Origin of the sequence: Streptomyces sp. G45, assembly GCF_049542095.1 — a bacterium.
Classification (GTDB): domain Bacteria; phylum Actinomycetota; class Actinomycetes; order Streptomycetales; family Streptomycetaceae; genus Streptomyces.
On record NZ_JBMUZU010000001.1, the window covers coordinates 8,137,057 to 8,159,330 of the forward strand.

Genomic DNA, 22,274 nt, shown 5'->3' on the forward strand with positions numbered 1-22,274 from the left:
CCGCGCGGGCGTCGGTTTCGCGTCAATGGCTCTGGACACGGCGCCGGTGCTGTGCTGTGTCATGTCGCAAGGACGCCGGTGGCCGGTGCCCCGGCGCGCTACCGCCCGCCGCCGACGCGGACGGGCGGCGCCACCCGCGGTACGGCGGTGAGGCGGATGCCGAAGTGCCTCTCGTACGCGGCGAGGACCTCGGCGTCCGTGGCGAGTTCGGTGACGTCCTTCTGGTCGCCCGTGGTGACCGTGAGCCTGGTGCCGCTCAGCGTGACTCGGCCGTCCTCGGTGAGCAGGGAGCAGACGAGGGACTGGGTGAAGTGCGACTTGGGGGAGGTGCGGTGGTACCACGCACCGGCGGCGAAGTCCTCAAGGGCGCGCGGCCTGAGGTCGAGGAGGTACTGCGGCTCGCCGTCCCTGCTGACGTCCAGGTCGCCGCCGGGCGCCTCGGTGAGGCGGAACGTGCCGCCGGGGTCGGCCTGGTCGCCGCGCGCGGCGAAGTCCAGCGGCAGGTGGCTGTGCGTGCCGAAGCCGACGTCCGCGAGCCAGTCGCCGCCGTCGGCGGTGCGCACCCGCAGCGCCAGGTGGTCGTAGGGGATGCCGACGCGGGGACCTTGGTGCACCCGGGCCTGGAGCAGTGCGACGTCGAAGCCGAGCGCGGTCAGGAGCGCGGCGAACGCCCCGTTCAGTTCGTAGCAGAAGCCCCCGCGGCGGCCGTCGACGACCTTCGCGACGAGGTCCTTCTCGGTCAGGTCCACCTCCTCGCCGAGGTGGATCGAGAGGTTCTCGAAGGGCACGGCCCGCAGATGGGCGAGGTGCAGCGCGCGCAGTGCCCCCGAGGTGGCGGCCGCGGGGCGCTCGGCGCCGATGCGGCGCAGGTAGGCGTCGGTCTGGGCGGAATCCATGGCCCCAGTCTCCCCGTCGCCGCAGGCCCCCGGCCACCGACCGCGGGACAGGCCGCACCCGTCCGCGGGCCCTAGGTCCCCGGTCGCAGCCGGGCCCGGAGAACCCGGAGAACCCGGAGAAAAGGAGGCACCCCCTGGCTCAGGACGTGGCCTGCGGTCACCGCGGCACGCGTCGCCGCCCGGCCCCCCGCGCTCCGAGGGCCCTCCAGACCGCCGCGCGCCGCTGACCGCGCGGACGGGCCACCGATGAGTTCCGGGCCTCCTCCCGGTCACCACCACACAGAGGTCGCGACCGAGAGGAGCCCCGCCATGGACGAGCAGTTCACGGCAGTACTGCGCAAGAGCCCCGCCACGGGCGGCTGGACGTATGTGGTGTGGCCCGGATCCGTGGCGTACTTCGGCACGCGCGGCCTGGTCAAGGTGCGCGGCACCATCGACGGGCACCCGTTCCGCAGCTCCTTCATGGCGCTCGGCGACGGCACGCACAAGCTGCCCGTGAAGGCCGACATCCGCAAGGCCATCGGCAAGCAGGAGGGCGACACGGTCACGGTCCGTCTCCTGGAGCGCCTCACCGGCTGACGCGGCTCACGGCGCGGCGCGCAGTCGCGCGGCGTGCCGCCGCAGCAGCGCGTGCGCGGCGTCGGGCGTGTGGTGCCCGACGACGACGTGCGCGGTGAGGCCGTCGGCGAGCGCGAGCAGCGCGCGCGCCTCGTCCGCGGCGTCGGCGTCCGCGTGGAACTCGCCGGTGTCCTGGCCGTAGCCGATCAGCCACACCAGCAGGTCGTGGAGCTGGGTGTACGTCTCGCGCAGCACCGCCGCCAGCGGGGCGCTGACAGCCGCGTGGGCCACGAAGGCCAGCCAGACCTGCGCGTCCGTGCGGTCCTCCGGGTCGGGCAGGGCGATCGCGCACAGCGTGCGCTCCAGGAGCGCGGAGGCCGAGCGGGGCTCCGCCTCCGCCGCGACCCGTGCCTTCGCCCGCGCGCCCACGCGGTCCGCCACGTGCTCGACGGCGAACAGCAGCATCTCGTCCTTGGTGCGGAAGCAGCGCTGCACCGCGCCCATCGACACCCGCGCGCGGGCGGCCACGTCCCGCAGGCTCACCGCCTCCATGCCGGACGCGGCGATCAGTGCGCACACGGCGTCCGCGATCCGGCGTCGGCGCTCGTCGTAGTCGACCTGTCTGGGCACCTGTGCCGTCCTCCCGGTCCGCCCGCGTTTCGATGCGGTTGCATCATATCCGCCGGGCAGGCATGATCCCCCTGAAACGATGCACTCGCATCGGAAAACGGCTGACGTTTCGCGGATGCCCGCGAGACGCGGATGCCCGCGAGACGCGGATGCCCGCGAGACGCGGATGCCCGCGAGACGCGGATGTCTGTGAGATGTCTGTGGGAGAGGAACGGCACCATGCTGCTCTTGGGAGTGATCCTGTTCGTGCAGGGCTTCGGTTCGGCGGTCACCGAGGCGGGCTGGGACACGAGCTTCGGGGTCACCGCGCTGCTCCGGGAGGCCGGGGCGCCGGGGTGGTGCGACCTCGCCATCGGGGCGGTAGGGGCGGCGCTCCTGCTCTGGACCGCGATCCGCCGCCGCGCGGCCCCTTGACCACCGGCACCCCACGGCACCCCTGGGTCCCACCCGTCCCTGTGGCGATGGGAGCCGTCCTGGGCGGTGCCTGGGGCGAGTTGGCCGGGAGCCCGGCGCTGAGTGAGGGGTGTGCTAGGCCGGGACGCGATGGCCGGGGCTGCCCGGGCAGGGGCGATGGGATCGGGCTGACGCCCGAGGGGGAGCGCGGGCACGAAGTCGGGCCGCGTCGGTCGTCCGAGGAGTCGGGGCGAGCGTGTCCGGCTGACGGGGTGGGTGGGGCTGGTGGCGGAGCGGCTCCGGTCTCCAAAGGCGAGGCCGGGGTGCGACGGCGGGGCAGCTCCGGGGTGAGGGGAGCGGGAGTGTTCGTTCGGCCGCTGCTGTCCGCTTCCTTGCGGGGGTGCAGGCGGATGGAGGGCCGCAGATCCTCAACGGGATCGTGTGGACGTGCCGTACGGGGACGGCCTGGCCTGACGTGCCGGGGCGGTCCGGGGCGTGGGCCACGCCGCGCACCCGCTTCCGGCGCTGGGGCGAGGGCGGCACGTTCGAGCGGATGTCGCGGCCCGCGCAGGCCAAGGCGGATGCGGTCGGCGGCATCGACTGGCTGGTGCCGGTCGATTCCACCGTCGTACGGGTGCGTCGGCACGCGGCCGGGGCCCGAGATGAGAAGGGGGGCTCCACGCTCCCGCACTCGGGCGCTCCCGGGGCGGCCTGACCGGCGAGATCCGTCAGGCCTGCGACGCCAACGACTGCCCCCAGTCGACCGCTGTGATGGAGGCGGTACGGGGCGCCACGCCTGGGCCCACATGCTGGGACGCAAGGGCTGCGGCTCGAAGACGCTCCGCAACCCGGCCCGGCTCGGCAGCGCGAGCCGCTACGGCAAGCGGCCGACGACTGAGCCTGCCCGGCGATTGAGGGCGAGCGCGGCAGCGCGATCGTCGAGCCCGTCCGGCGTTTGAGGACGAGGCCGCAGGCCGATGGCGGCGGGGGCGCCAGGGGAGCGGCCCCTGGTTTCGGGAAAGGGGCGGGTCCGGGGCGCCCCGCGTGGGACGACGGCCCGCACCAAAGGCCCGATATAGGCTGGCCTCTTTCCTTCACGAAGTACTACGAAGTACCCGGAGAGTCATCTGTGACCGCAGTGATCGCCCCGTCCCCCGAGGCCACCCCGCACCCCGAGGCCACCCCCACCCCCCAGGACGTACGCGATGACGCACCCACGACCACCCAGGAGCAGGCCCCGGACACCGCGCCGGACGAGGCCCTGACCACCGAGGAAGACGCGCCGCCCGCCGCCGTGCCCGCCCCCTCGGCAGCCCAGGAAGAGACGCCGCTCGAAACCCCGGACGAGGCCCCGGCAGCCGGGGAAGACGCCCCGCCCGCCACCTCCGGCACCCCCACCGCCCGCGACCTGGTGACCCGGGACGCCCGTGACTTCGGGGCGTACGCCCGTACCGGCAGTTGGACCTTCGCCCTGAAGGTGGCCCGCAGCGTCCGCCCCGGCGGACAGTCCGCGGCGGAGACGCCGAAGGTGTCCGCGAAGGAGTTCGGGGAGCTGGCGGGCTGCTCCGCCGAGCGGGTCATGCGCTACTACAAGGCGTGGGACCGCGCCGCGGACGACGGCCTGGTGCCCCACTTCGAGGCGCTGGCGCCGGGCGCCGAGGTCGAACTCCCGGACGCCGACGTGTGGCTCACGTACTACGTGCCGCGCTCCAGCGCCACCTCCGCGCGCGGCACCGCCATCACCGCCGCCGCCGAGGCCGAGGGCATCCGCCCGACCAAGGCCCTCGAAGTCGCCGAGAACCCCACCGCGCTGCGCGCCGCGATCCTCGCCGACCCCTCCACCGCCCAGGCCGCCCGGCACGCGCTGCTCGACCGGCTCAAGGAGGACCCGGCGCTGCAGACCGAGCTGGCCCGCGACATCGCCCGCACCGACGACCTGAAGAAGGCCGTCGCGGGGGAGAGCCGGGCCGCCGACCGCATCGAGTACGTCCGCAAGATCGCCGAGGAGGGCCAGGTCAGGACCCCGGCGGGGCAGACCATCGACGCGCCCGCCGAGCTGCGCATGGAGGCCGAGCGGCACCTGTCCCTCATCGACGAGCTGGACGACGCCGAAGAGGCCGGTGAGTGGGCCGCCGAGGCCTACGACACGGTCAAGTCCCTCGTCGTCGAGACCGTGGAGGCCGACCCCGAACTGCGCGTCCAGGAGCGGCGCACGAAGTTCTACAGCAGCCTCCAGAAGGCGACCAAGGTGTTCGAGGAGCTGACCCTCGACGACGCCGCCGACTTCGACGACATCTACGAGGACGACATGGTCCAGCGCCTCGAAGAGCTCCAGCAGGCCATCAGCACCTGCCTCGCGGCCCTGCGCAAGGCGTCCGCAGCCACCTGACCGGACCGCGTCGCACGTCGCACGGGACCCGGTCTCAGGGCGCGCCCGCGGGGGCGTCGCCGCCGGGTCCCGTCACGGCGCCGAGCGCGCCGAGGCACGCGCCCACGCACACCGCGCGCAACTGCGCGCGCGAGTACGCCGGGTGGGTCAGCCAGTCCACGCACAGCGTCCGGACGAACACCAGCCAGCTCGTCAGCGCCGCCGACACCAGCTCCCGCGCCGCGCCGTCGAACTCCCCCGCGTCGAGCAGGCGGGAGCGCAGCTCGGACAGCTCGTCGGCGATCACCGCCTGGATGACCGGGTCCCCGGCCAGGGTGCGGTTCGCCGCGAGCACCGTGTTGCGGTGGGCGACGAAGTAGTCGATGTGCGCGTCGAGCCCGGCGGCCAGCTGCCGCTCCAGCGGCACCCCCCGCTCAATCCGGGTGCGCTCCAGAAGCCGGTCCGCGGCCTGCCGGTACACCCCGGCGAACAGATCGCGCTTGCTCGGGAAATAGCGGTACAGCAGGGCGCGCGAGACCCCGGCCCGCTCGGCGACATCCTCCATGCGGACGTCGTCGTAGGGCCGCGCCGCGAACATCCGCGCCCCGACGTCGAGCAGGCGCCCGCGGCGCTCGGCGGGGTCGAGCCGCTGGCGCGTGGTCACCCCGCACACGTTACTTGACACATGTCCAGCAGCGTTCGTAGCGTCCCGTTAGTAGACGTGTGTCTACTAACGGGAAGGCGGTGGTCACACCGTGGCCGGACTCCTCAAGTCGCTGGCGCTGCTCATGGGGTACGCGTGCGTGGCGATCGGCGCGTACCACCTCGCGCTGGGCGTCGCCTCCGTGCCGGGCGAGGGCTCGGCGGGCGCCACCGTCGACAGCCGCGAGCGGTTCTACAACGCGGTCTTCCTCGGCTACGGCCTCGCCTGGATCTGGGCGGCCCGGCAGCGGCCGGTACCGGCGCGCGCGGTGCGGTGGCTCGCCGGGATCTTCCTGCTCGGCGGCGCCGGGCGGCTGCTCTCGCTGGCCGCGCACGGCTCGCCGCAGTGGTTCCAGCTCGCCCTGACGGCCGTCGAACTCGCCCTCCCGCCGGTCTACTTCTGGCTCGCGGACGCGGACGAGAAGGCGGCGCCGCCGCGCGCGGCCCTGCCGTAGCCGCCCGGCGCCTCGTCCGTTCGGACCGCACCCCCTGCCGAGAACGGTGGCCTGTGAAACGATCACCCCCATGGTGCCCCTGAGCGAACTGCTGCCCGCCGAGGCGATCCGCCTTGACGTCACGGCCGACGACTGGCGCGGCGCCGTCCGCGCGGCGGGCGACCTCCTCGTGGCGACCGGCAGCAGCACGGACGCGTACACCGGGGAGATGATCCGCGGTGTCGAGGAGAACGGCCCGTACATCGTGCTCGCGCCCGGCTTCGCCTTCGCGCACGCCCGGCCCTCGCCCGCCGTGCTGCGCACCGGCATGTCCTGGGTGCGCCTGGCCCGGCCCGTGGAGTTCGGGCACGAGACGAACGACCCGGTGGACCTCGTCGTCGCCCTCGCGGCGACGGACGCCTCGCGGCACACGGAGGCGATGGCCGCCCTCGCCCGGCTCCTCGCCGACCCGGACACCGACCGGGCCCTGCGGGGCGCGCCCACGCCGGGGGCGCTGCGGGCGCTGCTCGCGGGAGAGCGGCAGCAGGACACCGCGCCCACCGCGGCCGCCCCCACCGACGCCGGGCCCGCCAGTGCTCAGCCCGCCAGCGCTCAGCCCACCGGTGCCCAGCCCGCCGCCGGGCCCGCCGTCCACAAGATCCTGACCGTCTGCGGCAACGGACTCGGCACCAGCCTGTTCCTGAAGAACACCCTGGAGCAGGTCCTCGACCGCTGGGGCTGGAGCCGGTACGTGACGGTGGAGGCGACCGACACCATCTCCGCCAAGGGCAAGGCGGCGGAGGCCGTCGCCGTCCTGACGTCCCGTGAGATCGCCAGGACCCTCGGCGACATCGGCGTTCCCGTGAAGGTCGTCGACGACTTCACCTCCACCGCGGAGGCCGACCGGGTGCTGCGGGACACCTACGACGTGTAGGCGGCGCGTACGGCGCCTGGTGACAGTACGACAGAGAGAGGCAAGGCAGCGTGGACTGGCTGGTATCGGTAGCGAAGTTCCTGGTCGACGAAATCCTCAGCCAGCCCGCGTACCTGATCGGACTCATCACCGCGGCGGGCCTGGTCGCGTTGCGGAAGTCCGCGGGGCAGGTGCTCGGCGGCGCCATCAAGGCGACCCTGGGGTTCCTGCTCATCGGCGCGGGCGCCGGGCTCGTGGTGGCCGCGCTCGCGCCGCTCGGCGAGATGATCCAGGGCTCGACGGGCGCGCACGGCGTGATCCCCACCAACGAGGCCATCGTCGGCATCGCCCAGGCCGAGTACGGCTCGCGCGTGGCCTGGCTGATGATCCTCGGCTTCGCGGTGAGCCTGCTGCTCGCCCGCTTCACCCCGCTGCGCTATGTCTTCCTGACCGGCCATCACATGCTGTTCATGGCCACGCTCCTGACGACGGTGCTCGCCACGGCGGGACAGAGGTCGTGGGTCGTGGTCGTCGTCGGCGGGGTGCTGCTCGGCATCATGCTCGTGGCGATGCCCGCGTTCGCCCACCCCTGGACCAAGCGCGTCACCGGCAACAACACCGTCGCGATCGGCCACTTCGGCACGGCGGGCTATGTCGTCGCCGGTGCCACGGGGCAGGTCGTCGGGCGGCGCAGCCGCTCCACGGAGGACATGAAGCTGCCCGAGGGGCTGCGCTTCCTGCGGGACTCGATGGTCGCCACGGCCCTGTCGATGGTCCTCATCTACCTGATCATGGCGCTGGTCTTCCTCGCCAAGGCGGGCAAGGAGACCGCGTTCAAGGCGTTCGCCACCGACGGCGGGCCCGCCGCGCCGGACGTCGGCGCGTACGTCATGCAGTCGATCATGCAGGGGCTCCAGTTCGGCATCGCCGTCGCCGTGATCCTCTTCGGCGTCCGCACGATCCTCGGGGAACTCGTGCCCGCCTTCCAGGGCATCGCGAACAAGCTGGTGCCCGGCGCCGTGCCCTCCCTGGACGCCCCGATCGTCTTCCCGTACGCGCAGAACGCCGTCCTCATCGGCTTCATCGCGAGCTTCATCGGCGGCCTGACCAGCCTCGGCCTGCTCGCCTGGATCTTCGAACCGGCCTTCGGGCTCGCGCTGGTGCTGCCCGGCCTGGTGCCGCACTTCTTCACCGGCGGCGCCGCGGGCGTCTACGGCAACGCGACCGGCGGGCGGCGCGGCGCCGTCGTCGGGGCCTTCCTCAACGGCGTCCTCATCACGTTCCTGCCCGCGCTGCTGCTGAAGGTGCTCGGCGCCTTCGGCGAGGAGAACACGACGTTCGGCGACGCGGACTTCGGCTGGTTCGGCTCGCTCGTCGGCAACGCCGCGAAGGCCGGGACGGTGACCGGCGCCGTACTGATGCTGCTGATCGGGGCGGTGATCCTCGCGGGGGCCATCGTGGTGCAGAAGCGCGTGGTGGAGACCGGCTGGGACCCGGGCGCCCGGCGCGACGCGCTGCTTCCGCGCACCGAGACGCCGCCCGCCGCGCCCGGCGCCGACGCCGGGCCCACCGGCACGTACGCGAAGATCGCGCCCCCGGCGGGCGCGCCGAAGCCGCCCCCGCCGCCCGATCAGGGGCCCGGTTGACAGGGCGTCGGGCGCCCCTAGTACGTTCCCTGGGGAAACTGGGCAAGTGGAGGGCGGGTCATGGCCGGTGTCGTCGAGTTGATCTCCTACCCCGTCAAGGGGTGCGCGGGCACATCGGTCGCCGAGGCGGTGGTGACGCGCGCCGGACTCGCCCACGACCGCAGCTTCATGGTCGTCAGCGACGAGGGCGTCTACCGCACCCAGCGCCGCGACCCGCGCCTCGCCGTGATCCGGCCCGACCTCACACCCGACGGGCGGCGCCTCACGCTCCGGGCCCCCGGCCACGACGAGCTGACCCTCGACGTGGACAGCTCGGGGCCGCGACGGCCCGTGGACCTCTTCGGCGCCCCGTTCACCGGCATCGACCAGGGCGACGCGGTGGCCGCCTGGCTGACCGGCGTCCTCGGCGCGCCCAGCAGGCTGGTGCGGGTGCCGCCGGAGCACGACCGCGTGGTGGCGGGCCGGACCCCGGGCGCGTCCGGGTACGCCGACAGCAGCGCCCTGCACCTGATGTCGCGCGCCACCCTGGCGGCCCTCAACGAGAGGCTGGCCGCACGGGGCGCGGCCCCGCTGCCCATGAGCCGGTTCCGCCCCAACGTCGTCGTCGACGGCTGGTCCGAACCGCACACCGAGGACCGCGCGGAGCGGCTGACCATCGGCGACGCCGAACTGGCCTATGCCAAGCTCGCCATCCGCTGCGCCGTCACCCTCGTCGACCAGGAGCGCGGGGCGCGCTCGGGCCCCGAGCCGCTGCGGACCCTCGCCACCTACCGCAGGGCCGCGCAGGGCGGCGTCGCGCTCGGCGCGAAGTTCAGCGTGCTGCGCACCGGGAAGGTCTCCGTCGGGGACGACGTGACCGTCGAGGAGTGGACGGAGTCCGAGCTGTAGGGAACCCCGCACCCGCCCCGGACCACCCGCCCGCCCCGGACCGTCCGTTCGCCCCCCGACCAATCCCTCGGCCCCAGCCCCCGGCCCATCCCTCCGCCTGCGCACCCGCTATCCGTCCGCCCCCGCCCCCGACCCGTCCGGCACCTCGTCCAGCCCGTCGGACACCGCGCCCTCGTCCGCGGCGAGGGCGAGGCCCGCCGCGGCGGCCTGGAGTTCGAGGAGCACCGCGAAGTCCTCCGCGCCGCGGCCCGTACTGACGCAGGCCTGCACGAGCTGGGCGGTCGCCGACGCCAGCGGCAGCGGCACGCCGAGCGCGCGGGCCGCGTCCAGGCCCAGGCCGAAGTCCTTGCGCAGCAGCACCGGCGTGAACGTCGGCGTGTAGTCGCGGCCGACGAGCGCCGGGGTCTTGTACCGCGTGAACTCCGAGCCGAGGACGCTGCCGTTGAGGAACTCCAGATACGCCCGGCGCGGCACGCCGCCCTTCTCGGCGAGCACCGCCGTCTCGGCCAGCGCCTGAGCGACGATCCCGAGGACCAGATTGTGCGCGATCTTCACCAGGCGCGCGCTGTCACCGTCCCCGGCGTACGTCACCGAGCGGCCCAGGAGCCGCAGCAGCGGCCGTACCCGCTCGTACGCCGCCCGCTCCCCGGAGGCGACGACGCTGAGACGGCCCGCCGCGACCGCCTTCGCGTTGCCGCTCACCGGCGCCGCCAGGAACGCCGTGCCCCGCTCGGCGCAGGCCTCCCGCAGCGCCGCCGACGCGCCGGGAGAGACGGTGGAGCAGTCCACGACGGTGCCGGGCCCCGGCCTCTCCCCGGCGAGCAGCCCGTCCGCGCCGAACAGCACCCGCTCCAGGGCCCCCTCGTCCGCCACCGTCGTGAACACCACGTCCCGGGACCGGAGCCCGGCGAGCGACCCGACGACCTCCGCCCCGTCCGCGGCGAGCGGCGCGGCGCGCTCGGCGGTGCGGTTCCAGGCCGCCACCGCCACCCCGGCCGCCGTGAGGCGACGCGCCATCGCCAGCCCCATCCGCCCCGTCCCGGCCCAGCCGACGCTGAGGCCCGGCGGATCCATGAGGCCGTCCGAAGCCTCGTACGACTCGTACGTCACAGGGTGCTCCTTCGCTGACATCCGACGACAGCCGATCGCGGTCACTTCAGCGTCTTCCCCGCCTCCCCCTTGTCACCGGCGCGTCGGGGTCTCCACAATCGATTGCGCACAGACCGCACACCGATGGAGTCCACACAGGGAGTCCATCAACGGAGCCCCTCAGCCGGGTCCCTCAACCGGGTCCCTCAACCAAGTCCAGGGATTCCGTCGCTGGCATCCACCGCGGAGCCCGAGCCCTCCAGGAGCGCACCCCATGCGCCATCGCTCCCTGACCGTCGGCGTGTTCAGCCCGTCCGTCCTGCTGCGCGTCGCGCGCGCCGCGGGCCTGATCGAGCAGCACGGACTGACCGTCGACGAGGTGCCGGTCGCCTCCTCGCCCGACCAGTTCCGCGCCCTGTTCGACGGCGCCATCGACGTGGCGTACACCAGCCCGGACAACGTCCTCGCCTACCGCTTCGTGCCGGACAACCCGCTGGGCCGCACGGGCGACGTCCGCATCCTGGCCGCCCTCGACCGGGGCCTGGGCCTCGGCGTGTACGGGGCGCCGGGCATCACCGGCGCCGACCAGCTGCGCGGCGCGACGGCGGGCGTCGACGTCCCGGACTCCGGCTTCGCCTTCGCCCTGTACGCGGTCCTGGAGTCCCTCGGCCTGAAGTGGCCCGGCGAATCCGCCGACGCGGCGACCGACCCCGGCCGCCGCGAAGCGGGCCCGCCCTCCGGCGACTACGCCGTCGTGCCCCTCGGCGCCACCCCGCACCGCCTCACCGCGCTGCTCGACGGCCGCTGCGCCACCACCGTCCTCGGCGCGGGCAGCGACCTGCGGGCCGAGGCCGCCGGAGCGGTGCGGCTCGCCGGGCTCACCGACGTGTGCGGCCCCTACCTCGGCGGCGTCCTCGCCGCCGTCGGCCCCCGGCGCGCCCAGGCCGCGCACGCCCTGACGTCCGCGCTCGCGCAGACCTCCCGCCTGATCGTCTCCCGCGTCCTCGACCCGCTGGTCCTGCGCGAGACCCGGGACGCGCTCGGCCTGCCGCCCGACCTCGCCGCCCGGTACGCCCAGCGGCTGTGGGACCCCGCCGACGGCCTCGTGCCCGACGGAGCCGCCGACCGCGCCTCCCTGGACACCGTCCTCGGCCTGCGCCTGCGCTACCGCCCCGGCGACGACACCCTGGCCACCGCCCTCGACCCCGCGCGCGGCCTGCTCGACCCGCAGGCATGCTGAGGCCCCGCCAGGTCCGTCTGCGGGACGTCGCCGACGCCGCGGGCGTGCACCCCGCCACCGCCTCCCGCGCCCTCAACCCGGCGACCCGCGCCCAGGTCAGCGCCGACACCGCGCGCCGCGTCCTGCGCGTCGCCGAGGACCTCGGCTACCGGCCCAACCCGATCGCGCGCAGCCTGAAGACGGCCCGCTCGCACACCGTCGGCCTGGTCCTGCCGGACCTCACCAACCCGTACTTCCCGCCCGTCGTGCGCGGCATCGAGAGCGCCCTCGAACCCGCCGGATACCACGCCTGGATCGTCGACACCCACAACGACCCGGTGCGCGAGCGCGCCCAGATCGACTCCCTGTGCGCCCGTCGCGTCGACGGCCTGATCGTCGCCACCGCCCGCCGCGACCACCCCCACCTGCGCGCCCTGCACGCCGACGGCGTCCCCCTGGTCCTGGTCAACCGCCGCGTCGACGGCCTCGACGTGCCGAGCGTCGCACCCGACGACGCCTCCGGCATCGCCCAGGCCGTCGGCCACCTCGCCGCCCTCGGCCACCTCCGCGTCGCCCTGGTCGGCGGCCCCGCCACGACCTCCACGGGCGCGGCCCGCACCCGCGCCTTCGGGCACGCGGTCCGCGACCTGGGCCTGGCCGCCGACCCCGCCCTGCGCGCCGAGGCCAGCCAGTGGACGGAGGCGGCCGGAGCGGCGGCCCTGCGGCGGCTGCTCGACGCGGGCGCCGCCTGCACGGCCGTCGTCGCGGCCAGCGACCTGCTGGCCCTCGGCTGCTACGACGCCCTCGCCGAGCGCGGCCTGCGCTGCCCCGGGGACGTCAGCGTCGTCGGCTTCAACGACATGCCGTTCCTGTCCCGGCTGCGCCCGGCCCTCACCACGGTGCGAGTGGCGCAGGCCGCGATCGGCGCCGCGGCGGCCCGGCTGCTCTTCGACGCCATGGCCGACCCGCCGGACGCGCCCCGCCCCGCCCGCCCGTCCCTGTTCCCGGTCTCCCTGGTGGTGCGGGAGTCCACCGCCCCGCCCCGGCGCGACCGCGGCCTGCCGCGCCCGCGTGCGGGCGGGGCCGCGCCCGGCACGGCGTTCAGGACGTCTTGGGCAGCCCCTTCGGATTGAGCTCGGAGGCGCGGACCGCCTCGTCGCCCAGGCCCCAGTGCTCAAGGACCTTGGCGTAGGCGCCGTCGTCGATGAGGTGCTGGAGCGCCTTGTGGAGGGCCTCGATCAGGCCGTTGTCCTTCTTCGTGGTGGCGGCGATCTTGCCCTGGAGGCGGTCGCCCGCACCGGAGAAGGTGCCGATGACCTCGTACTTCCCGGTGCTGGCCGCGTGGTAGGCGGCGACCGGGTTGGGGCCCAGGTAGGCGTCGATGCGGCCGGAGCCGAGGGCGAGGTAGTAGTCGCTGGTGTTCTGGAAGTACTTGATCTCGGTGGCCTTCCGGCCCGCCTTCACGTTCTGCTTGCTCCAGTCGACGAGCAGTTTCTCCTGGTTGGTGCCGGACGAGACGCCGATGACGCGGCCCGCCACGTCCTTGGGGCCCTTCACCTTCCAGCCGCGGCTCTTCTTCGCCTCGAAGGCGATGGTGTCCAGGCGGTAGGTGGCGAAGTCGTACTTCTCCTTGCGCTCCTCGGTGACGGTGATGTTGCTGAAGCCCACGTCGTACTTGCCGCTGTCCAGGCCCACGAAGATGTTCGCCCAGTCGACGGCGTGCAGCTTGACCCGCAGGCCGAGCACGTCCGCGACCAGGTGCGCGATGTCGGTCTCCACGCCGATGACGGTCTTGTCGTCGGTGGCGTAGAACGTCAGCGGCGGCACGGAACCGGCGGACGCGACCACTTCGAGCGTGCCGCGCGACCGCACCCGCTCCGGCACGAGCCGGGCGATCGCGCCGACCTTCGCGGCCCGGACGCGCTTCTTCTGCTCGGGGCTCAGATCGACCTTCCGGCCCTTGGTGCCGGGCCCGGCGTTCCCCGCGGGACCCGTCTCCTCGTCGTCGGGCGTGCCGCAGGCGGCGGTGGTCAGGGCCAGGGCGGAGGCGAGCGCGAACGTGAGGGTGGCGCGGCGCGAGACGGGGGTGGACATGACGGTGCTCCTCGGGGCGTACGGGGATGGGGCGGACGGTGGGGGGACGGGACCGGCCGCGGTAGTGGGGGAGGGAGCGACCGGCGGCGACGGGCGGCGAACGGCGGCGGGACGGCCGCGGAGGCGCGCGGCTACAGGACCTTGGAGAGGAAGGCCTTGGTGCGTTCGTGCCGCGGCTGGTCGAGGACCTCACCGGGCGGGCCCTGCTCGACGATCACACCGCCGTCCATGAAGACCACGGTGTCGGCGACCTCGCGGGCGAAGCCGATCTCGTGGGTGACGACGATCATCGTCGTACCGGCGCGGGCCACGTCCTTGATGACCTCCAGGACCTCCCCGACCAGCTCCGGGTCCAGGGCGGACGTCGGCTCGTCGAACAGCAGCACCTGCGGGTCCAGGGCGAGCGCGCGGGCGATCGCCACGCGCTGCTGCTGGCCGCCGGACAGCTGCCGGGGGTAGGCGTCGGCCTTGTCGGCGAGGCCCACCCGCTCAAGCAGCGCCCGCGCCCGGTCCCTGGCCTCGGCGGCGGGGCGGCGCAGCGCGGAGACGGGTGCCTCGGTGATGTTCTCCAGGACCGTCAGGTGCGGGAACAGGTTGAAGTTCTGGAAGACGAAGCCGATGCGGGTGCGCTGGCGCAGCACCTCCCGCTCCTTCAGCTCGTACAGCTTGTCGCCGCGCCGCCGGTAGCCGATCAGTTCGCCGTCGATGCTGACCGAGCCGCGGTTCAGCTTCTCCAGGTGGTTGATGGCGCGAAGGAGGGTCGACTTGCCGGAGCCGGAGGGGCCGATGACCACGGTGACCTCGCCGGAGCGGACCTGGAGGTCGATGCCGCGCAGCACCTCGTGCGCGCCGAAGCTCTTGTGGACGCCGCGGACGTCGACCATCACGGGGGCGGTGCTCATCGTGTCTCCTGGGGCAGGTTCTGCGGGCGGGGCGGGTGCTTGAGCCCGCGGGCGAGGGCGCGGGCGCGCTGGAGCGGGGTGGGCGGGGGAGTGCGGTCGGCGCCGCGCGCGAAGTGCCGCTCCACGTAGTACTGGACGATGGACAGCAGGGTCGTCAGGACGATGTACCAGGCGGTGGCGACCATCAGCAGCGGCACCACCCGGCCGTTGCGCCCGTAGATCACCTGCACCTGGTAGAACAGCTCGCCGATCGCCATGACGGACACGATCGAGGTGCCCTTGAACAGGGAGACGATCTCGTTGGCGGCGTTCGGCAGGACCGAGCGCATCGCCTGCGGCAGCACGACGCGGCGCAGCTGCCGCAGCCGGGGGATGCCGAGCGCGGCGGCGGCCTCCAGCTGCCCCGGGTCGACGGCGAGGAACCCGCCGCGCAGGATCTCGGCGGCGTACGCGGCCTGGTGCAGCGCGAGGCCGATGACGGCGGCGGACATCGCCCCCACCAGGTGCATCGTGCCGAAGCTCCACACGACCGGACCGAAGGGGACGCCGAGCCCCAACTCCTCGTACAGATAGGCCAGGTTGAACCAGAACAGCAGCTGCACGATGAGCGGGATGGAGCGGAACGCCCATACGTACGCCCAGGCCACGCCGGACAGCAGCGGGCTGCTGGAGAGCCGCATCAGGGCGAGGACCAGGCCGAGCGCGAAGCCGAGGACCGTGCCGTACACCGTGAGCTGGAGCGTCACCCACACCGCCCGCAGCACGCTGTCGGCGGTGAGGTACTGGAAGAACACCTCCCACTCCCAGGCCGGGTTGGTGAACAGGCCATGGGCGAACTGCGCGGCCACGACGAGGACGGCGGCGCCCGCGGCCCAGCGCCAGTAGTGCCGGACCGGGACGACCTTCAACTCGGCGTCCGGCACGGCGTCCTTGACCGGGGGCACGGCGGCGGCCGCCGACGGCGGCGCGGCGGATGTCATCCCGCCACCGCCAGGCCGCTCAGCGTGCGCTCCAGGGTGTGCGGGCCGCGCTCGGCGCCCTCCCGGTCGCGCCTCGCGACCTCCTCGCGGACGAGCGGGATCACATACCGGCCGAAGTCGACGGCGTCGTCGAGGAGTTCGTAGCCGCGCGCCGACAGGATGTCCACGCCCAGGTCGTAGTAGTCGAGCAGGGCCTGGGCGACGCTCTCCGGAGTGCCGACGAGCGCCGTGGAGTTGCCCGCGCCGCCGGTCGCGGCGGCGGTCGGCGTCCACAGGGCCCGGTCGAAGCGCTCGCCCTGCTCGGCGATGGCGATGAGCCGCTGGGAGCCCACGTTCTCGGGGGAACCGGAGTGACGCCGCGTCAGCGGCTGGCCGCCCGCGCGTCGTTCGCGGATGGCGCCGACGACGCGGTGCGCCTTCTCCCAGGCCAGCTCCTCGGCCGGCGCGATGATGGGCCGGAACGCCACCTGGATGCGCGGGGTGTCCGTGCGGCCCGCGGCGCGCGCCGCCCGCCGCACCTCCTCGATCTGCTGGGCGGTCTGCGCGAGCGGCTCGCCCCACAGGCAGTACACGTCGGCCTCGGCCCCACCGGCCGCGTACGCCGCGGGCGACGAGCCGCCGAACGAGACGCCGGGGCGCGGCTGCTGCACGGGGAAGACATCGCTCACGAAGTCCTGGAACTGGTAGTGCGCGCCGTCGTGGTCGAACGGCTCGTGCCGCGTCCACACCTTCTTGACGATCTCGATGTACTCGCGGGTGCGGGCGTACCGCTCGTCCTTGGTGAGCGTGTCGCCCTCGCGGCGCTGCTCGTGGTCGTTGCCGCCGGTGATGAAGTGGACGGTGAGCCGCCCGTCGCTGACCTGGTCCAGGGTCGCGAACGTCCGCGCGGCGTACGTCGGGTACGACACGTTGGGCCGGTGCGCGAGCAGGATCTGGAGCGTCTCGACGCGGGCCGCGAGGAACCCGGCGGCGGCCGCGGGCACCGGCGAGCCCGACCCGTAGGCGAAGAGGACCCGGTCCCACCCGTGGTCCTCGTGGGCCCGGGCGAGCCGCAGCGTGTACTGCTTGTCGAAGGCGGCCCCGGACCGCGGACGGATCTCCGACCCGTCGTTGGTGGCGGCGATGCCAAGAAACTCCACCGGCATGGTGAGCCTTTCGTAGTGCGGGGAGAGAAGAGAAGCGCGTGAGCGACCCCATGAAGCCCGTCCGGCGATGGGGGACAAGGCCCGAAGGGCCGGGAAAGCCCGTCCGGCGTGTGGGGACAAGGCCCGAAGGGCCGACGGAAAAGCCCGTCCGGCGATTGAGGACGAGGCCCGAAGGGCCGACTCAGCGGCTGAAGGCGCCCACGCCAGAACACGTCGCGGAACACACGCGACAGAGGTCGACGTGCGCACGCGAGACCAGCGGCGGCGAGGACGGCATGCGAACAGTTGAGCACCGGACTTTCGAGCGCGTCAACGGGGGCCGCGAGGTCAGCGGGCCGTTGCCACACGCTGTTCACATGGCCGTAGCAGGCACCGGCACGGCGACAGGGCCCTGACGCTCACGCGTCAGGGCCCTGTGGGGCGGGTGCGTCCGCCGTCAGGCGGGGGCGTCGGCGTCGACCGGGAGCGCCCGGGCCTCGGGCAGGCCCGGCCAGCGGCGGGCCCGCGGCGCGGGCAGGCCGAACTGGTCCAGGATGCGGGAGACGAAGTGGTCGACCATGTCGTCGAGCGAACGCGGATGGTTGTAGAAGGCGGGCACGGGCGGGAAGACCGTCGCGCCGCGCTGCGCCAGGGCGAGCAGGTTCTCCAGGTGGATCTGGCTCAGCGGGGTCTCGCGGGGGACCAGGACCAGGCGGCGGCCCTCCTTGAGGGTGACGTCGGCGGCGCGGCCGAGCAGGGTGTCGGCGTAGCCGGTCCGGATCCCGGCCAGGGTCTTGACGCTGCACGGGACGACGACCATGCCGTCGGTGCGGAACGAGCCCGACGCGATGGTGGCCCCCTGGTCGTGCGCCTTGTGGTGGACGTCGGCGAGGCCGGTCACGTGCCGGACCGTGTACGGCGTCTCCAACTCGATGGTGGAGCGGGCCCAGTTGCTCAGGACGAGGTGGGTCTCGACGTCGAGGAGGTCCTTCAGGGCTTCCAGGAGCCGGATCCCGATGATCGCCCCGGTGGCCCCGGTCATGCCGACGACCAGGCGTCGGCGGGGTGCTGCGGACATGGTGGGGTGCTCTTCTCCGGGGGCCGTGGTCACAGGGGCAGGTGGGCGCCCCAGCGCTCGCGGACCTGGGCGCGGTAGGGCTCGTCGAAGCGGTTGGCGGGGGCGAACTGGTCCTTCCAGGCGTACGGCTTGCACGCGTCGATCAGCATGACGCCCATCGTGTGGTCGCCGCTGGCGCGCTGCCGCGGGGAGAGGCGCGGGTCGATGTCGCTGGTGGTGGAGCGGACGGTGTGCACGGAGGTGCCCGGGTCGACCCGGGTGCAGATCGCCCACAGCACCTGGTTGAGGTCGGTGACGTCGATGTCCTCGTCCACGACGACGAAGTAGCGCTCCATGCCGCCGGGGCGGCGACGCCCGGCCGCCGCGAGCAGCGCCGCCATGGCGTCCTGCGGGCCGGTCTGCTCGATCGAGACGACGATCATCAGCTGCCGGGCGTACGCCCACACGCCGCGGACGTTCTGCACGCCGGACGCCTCCAGGTGGTCCCAGGTGCTGCTCGCCGCGTAGAGCGGCACGGCCTGGTCGCCCGCCGTGATGGTGGGGATCATCGGGGGCGCGCCCAGGATGATCGGGTCGTCGCGGTGCATGATCCGGTGGACGCGGATGACGGTCTCCGGCCCGGAGTGGGTGAAGTAGCCGGTCCACTCGCCGAACGGGCCCTCCTGGACCGACTCCTCCGTCACCGGGGGCATCTCGCCCTGGATGACGATCTCGGCGTGCGCCGGGATCGGCAGGTCGCTGCCCGGGGCCCGCACCACCTCCACCGGCGCCCCGCGCAGTCCGCCCGCCAGGTCGTACTCCGACATCCCGGACGGGGCCGCCATGGCGGCGGTCATGGCGAGGATCGGATCGCAGCCCACCACCACGGCGATCGGGCAACTCCGCCCGCGCTCCCAGTACTTGGTGGCGATGGCGCGGGCGTGCCGGTTGCCCAGCATCCACAGCGACAGGCGGTCCCTGCCCTGCACGCAAGCCCGGTACGTGCCGACGTTCACCCAGCCGGTGTCCGGGTCGCGCGTGATCACCATGCAGGCGGTGCCGATGTAGCGGCCGCCGTCGCCGTCGTGCCAGCGCGGCGCGGGGAACAGTGTCAGGTCCACGTCCTCGCCCTCCAGGACGTTCTCGAAGACCGTGGCGTCGTCGACCTCCCGGGGCGGCAGCGGCTCCAGGTGCCTGCTGGTGTCCTTCCACGCCCGCACGATGTCCAGCTTCGAGGCGTCCGGGGGCAGCCCGAGGGCCACCGCGCAGCGCGCCGCGGTCCCCATGTAGTTGGTGAACACGCGGAATCCCGAAGGGTGGCCGGGAATGTCGTCGAAGAGCAGCGCGGGCCCTTCCCGCTCGGCGAGCATTTCGCTGACGCAGCCTATTTCCAGATCCCATTCCGCGCCACGGACGGTACGCACCTCCTCCTCGCCGAGTTCCTGCGTCAAATGGTCCATGTAATCGCGCAGATCGCGGAATCGAGACATGGAGTACGTCCCTTCGGAGCCGGTTCTCTCGTGTGCCGAGTGCGGTGCTGGGGTGCGCGAACGCATGCTTCGCGCTAAACACATTCTTCGCGCCGTACGCATGCTTCGCGCTGAACGAGTTCCTAGCGCTGAACGCTTTTCCCGCACTGAACGTGTTCGTCGCACGTCTGATTCTGCGCCGCGAAGCCGGAGCAAGTAAAAGCACCAGATCTTCTGCCTGATAGAATTCCGCGTTATGGAACTGCGGCAGTTGAAGTACTTCCTCGCCGTCATCGAGGAGGCGAGCTTCACCCAGGCCGCGTCCCGTCTGCACGTCACCCAGCCCGGCGTGAGCGCGCAGATCCGGCAGCTGGAGCGAGAGATGGGCCAGAAGCTGCTCGACCGGCAGCGGGGCGCCGTGCGGCCGACCGCGGCCGGGGCCGCGCTGCTGCCCTACGCGCGCGCCGCCCTGGACGCCGTCGACGGGGCCCGCGCCGCCGTCGACGAACTCGCCGGACTGGTGCGGGGCAAGGCGCGGGTCGGCGCCGTCACCTCCGTCGCCCCCATCGACCTGCCCGAGGTCTTCGCGGCCTTCCACGAGCGGTACCCGGGCGTGGCCCTCTCGCTGACCGAGGCCCCCGCGGACCACCTCGCGCACGAGCTGCGCCACGGCCGCCTCGACGTGGTCATCACCGGACCCGCCCCGCTGCCCGCCGGTACGGCCACGCAGGTGATCGCCGACGAGGCGCTGGTCGCCGCCGTCCTGCCCGGCGACCCCCTCGCGGGGCGCGCCGACATCACCCCCCGCGACCTGGGCGACCGCCCGTTGATCTGCCTGCCTCAGGGCACCGGCCTGCGCGCCTGCGTCGACGACGCCTTCAGCGCCGCCGGGCTGCGGCCGAACGTCGCCTTCGAGGCCGGGGACCCGCACATGGTGGCCCGCTTCGCGGCCCGCGGTCTCGGCGTCGCCCTGCTCGCCGAGTGCACCGCCCGCGACTACGCCCCCGAGCTGCGCACCGCGACCTTCGCCGAGGCCCGCAGGGCCCGCCTCCTGCTGGCCTGGGGAACGCAGGCGGCCGCCAACCCGGCGGCCCGCGCCCTCATCCAGCACACCCGCGCGGCCCTGACCAACAGCCGGGAACGGCCCGCCACCGAGCGGTGACGGGCCGAGGACCACGGGGCTGTTCGCTCAACTGCACGCGCCCCGGGTCCATTTGTGGGACAGGACGATGTAGAAGGGGCGCAGGTTGCCACGGTCGCCCTGGCGCACACAGTCGATGGGGCCGCGGTAGCCCGTGCTCCGGTAGTAGGTGACGCCGCTGAAGCTGCCGCTCGTACCGCGGTTCCAGATGGACTTCACCTTCGTGCGCGCCGCCCAGGAGCAGTCCCTGCGGTGGTCCGTGCTCGCGTCCCGCCACTGGCACCGCTGGCCCGTGCCGTTGAGCCCGGTGTAGAAGCAGACATAGCCGGAGGAACAAGACCAAGCTGGTGCTGAGGGAGGCGTCTTCTCCTGGGTCGACGCGGCCGTGGCCGTGGCCGCGGCGACCGCCGTGCCGGGAAGCGCCAGAGCCACCGCCGCCGCCATGGTCGCGAGCCTGGTGCGTGTCGTGTGCATGGTTTCCCTTCCTGTAGCCGGTCCAGCGTGGGCTGGTGTGCCGTGCGGTGACAGAACCTTCCCGAACTCCCGCCCCCACGGGTATCTCCGTGCGCCTGAGCGCAATGTCCCAGCTCAGGGACCTGGCAAGGGGCCAACGGCTGCTTTCGCGGGGATGCCCAGAAACCGTCTGGTGACGTGTCCGCCGGGCCCCGGAGCATGGAGAACGGCCGGGAGCGGAAGCAGGGGCGGAAGCAGAAGCACGTCAAGCACAGGCACAGGCACGGACACCGAGCCACGGGGGCGGGGGCCAATGCTGCGCATTCACTTCACCGGAGACGACCTGGTACGCACCACACTCGCCGCCGAGCCCGACGCGCTGTGGGAGGTGTCCATCAGCATGCACCGGCTCCAGCGCCGGGACACCGGGGTGATCTTCGGGCCGTGGCGCGCCCAGGTCCTGCCCCGCACGCCCCGCTCGGTCCGGCTCCTGTCGCCCCTGGCTCCGGCCAAGGGGTACTGCCCGGACTTCCTCACCCCCGCGCGGGGCGCCTCACGCGCCGCCCAGATCGACGCACTGCGCTCCACCGGCCGCCAGACGGTCCGCGCCGACCTGGATGAGTTCCGCCGACAGAACCCCCGGCTGCGGCTGCCGCCGTGGTGCACCCAGCTCGCCGACGGCGACGCCCGGACGCTGAGCCGTCTCGCGGACGCCGCGGACAGCTACTTCGACGCCTGCCTTGCCCCTTACTGGGACCGTGTCCGCGCGCACGTGCACCGCGACCGGGCGCGCCGCGTCGCGCTGCTCGCGCACGGGGGCTGGGAAGCCCTGTTCCGCACCCTGCACCCCTCGGCACGCTGGAGCTACCCGGTGCTCGAACTCGACTACCCCGTGGACCGGGAGATGCGTCTCGACGGGCGCGGCCTCGTCCTCCAGCCGTCCTTCTTCTGCCGCTACAACGTCACCACCCTCGTCGACCCCCGGCTGCCGCCCGTGCTCGTCCACCCCATCGACCACGACCCCGGCTGGGCCGACCCCGCCCGCCCCGCGTCCAGGACGAGGCCGCTCGCCGCGCTGCTCGGCACCACCCGCGCCCAGCTCCTGCACGCCGTGGCGGACGGCGCGGCCACCACCCAGCAGCTGGCCCGCCGCATCCACACCACCCCCGCCAACGGCAGCCGACACCTCACCGCCCTGCGCGAGGCGTCCCTCATCCACAGCCAACGCCACCGCAACACCGTGCTCCACACCCTCACCCCCCTCGGCACCGCCCTGCTCAACGGTCGGCAGCCGCCCCTCCCGGCCTGACCGTCTCCT

Annotated in this window: 24 protein-coding genes; 12 read left to right on the forward strand and 12 right to left on the reverse strand. The window is 73.6% G+C overall.

Features of this window, described 5'->3' with window-relative positions; translation table 11 throughout:
- Nucleotides 1–98: 98 nt before the first annotated feature.
- Nucleotides 99–896 (reverse strand): arylamine N-acetyltransferase family protein, encoded by a 798-nt coding sequence (locus ACOBQU_RS34700; protein ID WP_423632804.1) that lies wholly within the window; start codon nucleotides 894–896, stop codon nucleotides 99–101.
- 309 nt (nucleotides 897–1,205) lie between these two features.
- Here ACOBQU_RS34700 and ACOBQU_RS34705 point away from each other — a divergent pair, with 309 nt between their 5' ends.
- Nucleotides 1,206–1,475 (forward strand): DUF1905 domain-containing protein, encoded by a 270-nt coding sequence (locus tag ACOBQU_RS34705; RefSeq protein WP_423632806.1) that lies wholly within the window; start codon nucleotides 1,206–1,208, stop codon nucleotides 1,473–1,475.
- A gap of 6 nt (nucleotides 1,476–1,481) precedes the next feature.
- Here the strand turns inward: ACOBQU_RS34705 and ACOBQU_RS34710 are convergent, their stop codons facing one another.
- Nucleotides 1,482–2,084, reverse strand: coding sequence for a TetR/AcrR family transcriptional regulator (locus ACOBQU_RS34710; RefSeq protein WP_423632808.1), 603 nt, complete (start codon nucleotides 2,082–2,084; stop codon nucleotides 1,482–1,484).
- A gap of 219 nt (nucleotides 2,085–2,303) precedes the next feature.
- Between ACOBQU_RS34710 and ACOBQU_RS34715 the strand changes: the two genes are divergently transcribed.
- The 3 genes from ACOBQU_RS34715 (at nucleotide 2,304) to ACOBQU_RS34725 (ending at nucleotide 4,866) form a co-directional block, all read left to right on the forward strand.
- Nucleotides 2,304–2,498: a hypothetical protein gene (locus ACOBQU_RS34715; RefSeq protein ID WP_423632810.1), complete on the forward strand. Its 195-nt coding sequence runs from the start codon at nucleotides 2,304–2,306 to the stop codon at nucleotides 2,496–2,498.
- A 379-nt stretch (nucleotides 2,499–2,877) separates the two neighbouring features.
- Nucleotides 2,878–3,192, forward strand: coding sequence for a transposase (locus ACOBQU_RS34720; protein WP_423632812.1), 315 nt, complete (start codon nucleotides 2,878–2,880; stop codon nucleotides 3,190–3,192).
- Between the two features lie 693 nt (nucleotides 3,193–3,885).
- Complete coding sequence (locus tag ACOBQU_RS34725; RefSeq protein WP_423634911.1) at nucleotides 3,886–4,866, forward strand: hypothetical protein; 981 nt, start codon at nucleotides 3,886–3,888, stop codon at nucleotides 4,864–4,866.
- A 34-nt stretch (nucleotides 4,867–4,900) separates the two neighbouring features.
- On the opposite strand, the gene ACOBQU_RS34730 is transcribed toward ACOBQU_RS34725, so the two are convergent.
- Complete coding sequence (locus tag ACOBQU_RS34730) at nucleotides 4,901–5,509, reverse strand: TetR/AcrR family transcriptional regulator (RefSeq protein WP_423632814.1); 609 nt, start codon at nucleotides 5,507–5,509, stop codon at nucleotides 4,901–4,903.
- A gap of 91 nt (nucleotides 5,510–5,600) precedes the next feature.
- Here ACOBQU_RS34730 and ACOBQU_RS34735 point away from each other — a divergent pair, with 91 nt between their 5' ends.
- The 4 genes from ACOBQU_RS34735 (at nucleotide 5,601) to ACOBQU_RS34750 (ending at nucleotide 9,428) form a co-directional block, all read left to right on the forward strand.
- Nucleotides 5,601–6,002: a DUF4345 domain-containing protein gene (locus ACOBQU_RS34735; protein WP_423632815.1), complete on the forward strand. Its 402-nt coding sequence runs from the start codon at nucleotides 5,601–5,603 to the stop codon at nucleotides 6,000–6,002.
- A 70-nt stretch (nucleotides 6,003–6,072) separates the two neighbouring features.
- On the forward strand, nucleotides 6,073–6,915 hold the full coding sequence (locus tag ACOBQU_RS34740) for a PTS sugar transporter subunit IIA (RefSeq protein WP_423632817.1): 843 nt from the start codon (nucleotides 6,073–6,075) through the stop codon (nucleotides 6,913–6,915).
- A gap of 50 nt (nucleotides 6,916–6,965) precedes the next feature.
- Nucleotides 6,966–8,540, forward strand: a complete 1,575-nt coding sequence (locus tag ACOBQU_RS34745; RefSeq protein ID WP_423632819.1) for a PTS ascorbate transporter subunit IIC — start codon at nucleotides 6,966–6,968, stop codon at nucleotides 8,538–8,540.
- Nucleotides 8,541–8,600: 60 nt separating this feature from the next.
- Nucleotides 8,601–9,428, forward strand: coding sequence for an MOSC domain-containing protein (locus ACOBQU_RS34750; RefSeq protein ID WP_423632821.1), 828 nt, complete (start codon nucleotides 8,601–8,603; stop codon nucleotides 9,426–9,428).
- A 108-nt stretch (nucleotides 9,429–9,536) separates the two neighbouring features.
- Here the strand turns inward: ACOBQU_RS34750 and ACOBQU_RS34755 are convergent, their stop codons facing one another.
- Nucleotides 9,537–10,538, reverse strand: coding sequence for an NAD(P)-dependent oxidoreductase (locus ACOBQU_RS34755; RefSeq protein ID WP_423632823.1), 1,002 nt, complete (start codon nucleotides 10,536–10,538; stop codon nucleotides 9,537–9,539).
- A gap of 253 nt (nucleotides 10,539–10,791) precedes the next feature.
- On the opposite strand from ACOBQU_RS34755, the gene ACOBQU_RS34760 reads away from it, so the two are divergent.
- The gene (locus ACOBQU_RS34760) at nucleotides 10,792–11,757 is read left to right on the forward strand and encodes an ABC transporter substrate-binding protein (RefSeq protein WP_423632825.1); all 966 of its coding nucleotides are present in this window, start codon (nucleotides 10,792–10,794) and stop codon (nucleotides 11,755–11,757) included.
- Nucleotides 11,751–12,869 carry a LacI family DNA-binding transcriptional regulator gene (locus tag ACOBQU_RS34765; protein ID WP_423632827.1) on the forward strand — a complete coding sequence of 373 codons (1,119 nt, stop codon included), beginning with the start codon at nucleotides 11,751–11,753 and terminating at the stop codon, nucleotides 12,867–12,869. Before ACOBQU_RS34760 ends, ACOBQU_RS34765 begins: the two co-directional genes overlap by 7 nt.
- Here the strand turns inward: ACOBQU_RS34765 and ACOBQU_RS34770 are convergent.
- The 7 genes from ACOBQU_RS34770 to ACOBQU_RS34800 all read right to left on the reverse strand — a co-directional run bounded on the left by ACOBQU_RS34770 (nucleotide 12,838) and on the right by ACOBQU_RS34800 (nucleotide 19,383).
- Complete coding sequence (locus ACOBQU_RS34770) at nucleotides 12,838–13,830, reverse strand: ABC transporter substrate-binding protein (protein WP_423632829.1); 993 nt, start codon at nucleotides 13,828–13,830, stop codon at nucleotides 12,838–12,840. The two genes, ACOBQU_RS34765 and ACOBQU_RS34770, sit on opposite strands and share 32 nt — an antisense overlap.
- A gap of 131 nt (nucleotides 13,831–13,961) precedes the next feature.
- Complete coding sequence (locus ACOBQU_RS34775; protein WP_423632831.1) at nucleotides 13,962–14,732, reverse strand: amino acid ABC transporter ATP-binding protein; 771 nt, start codon at nucleotides 14,730–14,732, stop codon at nucleotides 13,962–13,964.
- The gene (locus ACOBQU_RS34780; RefSeq protein ID WP_423632833.1) at nucleotides 14,729–15,712 is read right to left on the reverse strand and encodes an amino acid ABC transporter permease; all 984 of its coding nucleotides are present in this window, start codon (nucleotides 15,710–15,712) and stop codon (nucleotides 14,729–14,731) included. The genes ACOBQU_RS34775 and ACOBQU_RS34780 overlap by 4 nt, the downstream gene beginning before the upstream one ends.
- Nucleotides 15,709–16,857 (reverse strand): LLM class flavin-dependent oxidoreductase, encoded by a 1,149-nt coding sequence (locus tag ACOBQU_RS34785; RefSeq protein WP_423632835.1) that lies wholly within the window; start codon nucleotides 16,855–16,857, stop codon nucleotides 15,709–15,711. Before ACOBQU_RS34785 ends, ACOBQU_RS34780 begins: the two co-directional genes overlap by 4 nt.
- 181 nt (nucleotides 16,858–17,038) lie before the next feature.
- Nucleotides 17,039–17,134, reverse strand: a complete 96-nt coding sequence (locus ACOBQU_RS34790; protein ID WP_423632837.1) for a putative leader peptide — start codon at nucleotides 17,132–17,134, stop codon at nucleotides 17,039–17,041.
- Between the two features lie 159 nt (nucleotides 17,135–17,293).
- The gene (locus ACOBQU_RS34795; RefSeq protein WP_423632839.1) at nucleotides 17,294–17,914 is read right to left on the reverse strand and encodes a non-oxidative hydroxyarylic acid decarboxylases subunit B; all 621 of its coding nucleotides are present in this window, start codon (nucleotides 17,912–17,914) and stop codon (nucleotides 17,294–17,296) included.
- Nucleotides 17,915–17,943: 29 nt separating this feature from the next.
- Nucleotides 17,944–19,383, reverse strand: a complete 1,440-nt coding sequence (locus tag ACOBQU_RS34800; protein WP_423632841.1) for a UbiD family decarboxylase — start codon at nucleotides 19,381–19,383, stop codon at nucleotides 17,944–17,946.
- Between the two features lie 235 nt (nucleotides 19,384–19,618).
- Between ACOBQU_RS34800 and ACOBQU_RS34805 the strand changes: the two genes are divergently transcribed.
- Complete coding sequence (locus ACOBQU_RS34805; protein WP_423632843.1) at nucleotides 19,619–20,524, forward strand: LysR family transcriptional regulator; 906 nt, start codon at nucleotides 19,619–19,621, stop codon at nucleotides 20,522–20,524.
- Nucleotides 20,525–20,551: 27 nt separating this feature from the next.
- On the opposite strand, the gene ACOBQU_RS34810 is transcribed toward ACOBQU_RS34805, so the two are convergent.
- Entirely contained in the window at nucleotides 20,552–20,977 is a 426-nt protein-coding gene (locus ACOBQU_RS34810) for a peptidase inhibitor family I36 protein (RefSeq protein WP_423632845.1), read from the reverse strand.
- Between the two features lie 292 nt (nucleotides 20,978–21,269).
- On the opposite strand from ACOBQU_RS34810, the gene ACOBQU_RS34815 reads away from it, so the two are divergent.
- A complete protein-coding gene (locus tag ACOBQU_RS34815; protein ID WP_423632847.1) occupies nucleotides 21,270–22,265 on the forward strand; it encodes an ArsR/SmtB family transcription factor in 996 nt (331 codons plus the stop codon).
- The last annotated feature ends 9 nt before the right edge of the window (nucleotides 22,266–22,274 follow it).

What these genes read in the sequence shown, in the direction of transcription:
- ACOBQU_RS34700 (WP_423632804.1), bottom strand. Translation starts at nt 896, where the DNA reads ATGGATTCCGCCCAGACCGACGCCTACCTGCGCCGCATCGGCGCCGAG.
- ACOBQU_RS34705 (WP_423632806.1), top strand. Translation starts at nt 1,206, where the DNA reads ATGGACGAGCAGTTCACGGCAGTACTGCGCAAGAGCCCCGCCACGGGC.
- ACOBQU_RS34715 (WP_423632810.1), top strand. Translation starts at nt 2,304, where the DNA reads ATGCTGCTCTTGGGAGTGATCCTGTTCGTGCAGGGCTTCGGTTCGGCG.
- ACOBQU_RS34740 (WP_423632817.1), top strand. Translation starts at nt 6,073, where the DNA reads ATGGTGCCCCTGAGCGAACTGCTGCCCGCCGAGGCGATCCGCCTTGAC.
- ACOBQU_RS34750 (WP_423632821.1), top strand. Translation starts at nt 8,601, where the DNA reads ATGGCCGGTGTCGTCGAGTTGATCTCCTACCCCGTCAAGGGGTGCGCG.
- ACOBQU_RS34760 (WP_423632825.1), top strand. Translation starts at nt 10,792, where the DNA reads ATGCGCCATCGCTCCCTGACCGTCGGCGTGTTCAGCCCGTCCGTCCTG.
- ACOBQU_RS34765 (WP_423632827.1), top strand. Translation starts at nt 11,751, where the DNA reads ATGCTGAGGCCCCGCCAGGTCCGTCTGCGGGACGTCGCCGACGCCGCG.
- ACOBQU_RS34770 (WP_423632829.1), bottom strand. Translation starts at nt 13,830, where the DNA reads ATGTCCACCCCCGTCTCGCGCCGCGCCACCCTCACGTTCGCGCTCGCC.
- ACOBQU_RS34775 (WP_423632831.1), bottom strand. Translation starts at nt 14,732, where the DNA reads ATGAGCACCGCCCCCGTGATGGTCGACGTCCGCGGCGTCCACAAGAGC.
- ACOBQU_RS34780 (WP_423632833.1), bottom strand. Translation starts at nt 15,712, where the DNA reads ATGACATCCGCCGCGCCGCCGTCGGCGGCCGCCGCCGTGCCCCCGGTC.
- ACOBQU_RS34785 (WP_423632835.1), bottom strand. Translation starts at nt 16,857, where the DNA reads ATGCCGGTGGAGTTTCTTGGCATCGCCGCCACCAACGACGGGTCGGAG.
- ACOBQU_RS34790 (WP_423632837.1), bottom strand. Translation starts at nt 17,134, where the DNA reads ATGCCGTCCTCGCCGCCGCTGGTCTCGCGTGCGCACGTCGACCTCTGT.
- ACOBQU_RS34795 (WP_423632839.1), bottom strand. Translation starts at nt 17,914, where the DNA reads ATGTCCGCAGCACCCCGCCGACGCCTGGTCGTCGGCATGACCGGGGCC.
- ACOBQU_RS34800 (WP_423632841.1), bottom strand. Translation starts at nt 19,383, where the DNA reads ATGTCTCGATTCCGCGATCTGCGCGATTACATGGACCATTTGACGCAG.
- ACOBQU_RS34805 (WP_423632843.1), top strand. Translation starts at nt 19,619, where the DNA reads ATGGAACTGCGGCAGTTGAAGTACTTCCTCGCCGTCATCGAGGAGGCG.
- ACOBQU_RS34810 (WP_423632845.1), bottom strand. Translation starts at nt 20,977, where the DNA reads ATGCACACGACACGCACCAGGCTCGCGACCATGGCGGCGGCGGTGGCT.
- ACOBQU_RS34815 (WP_423632847.1), top strand. Translation starts at nt 21,270, where the DNA reads ATGCTGCGCATTCACTTCACCGGAGACGACCTGGTACGCACCACACTC.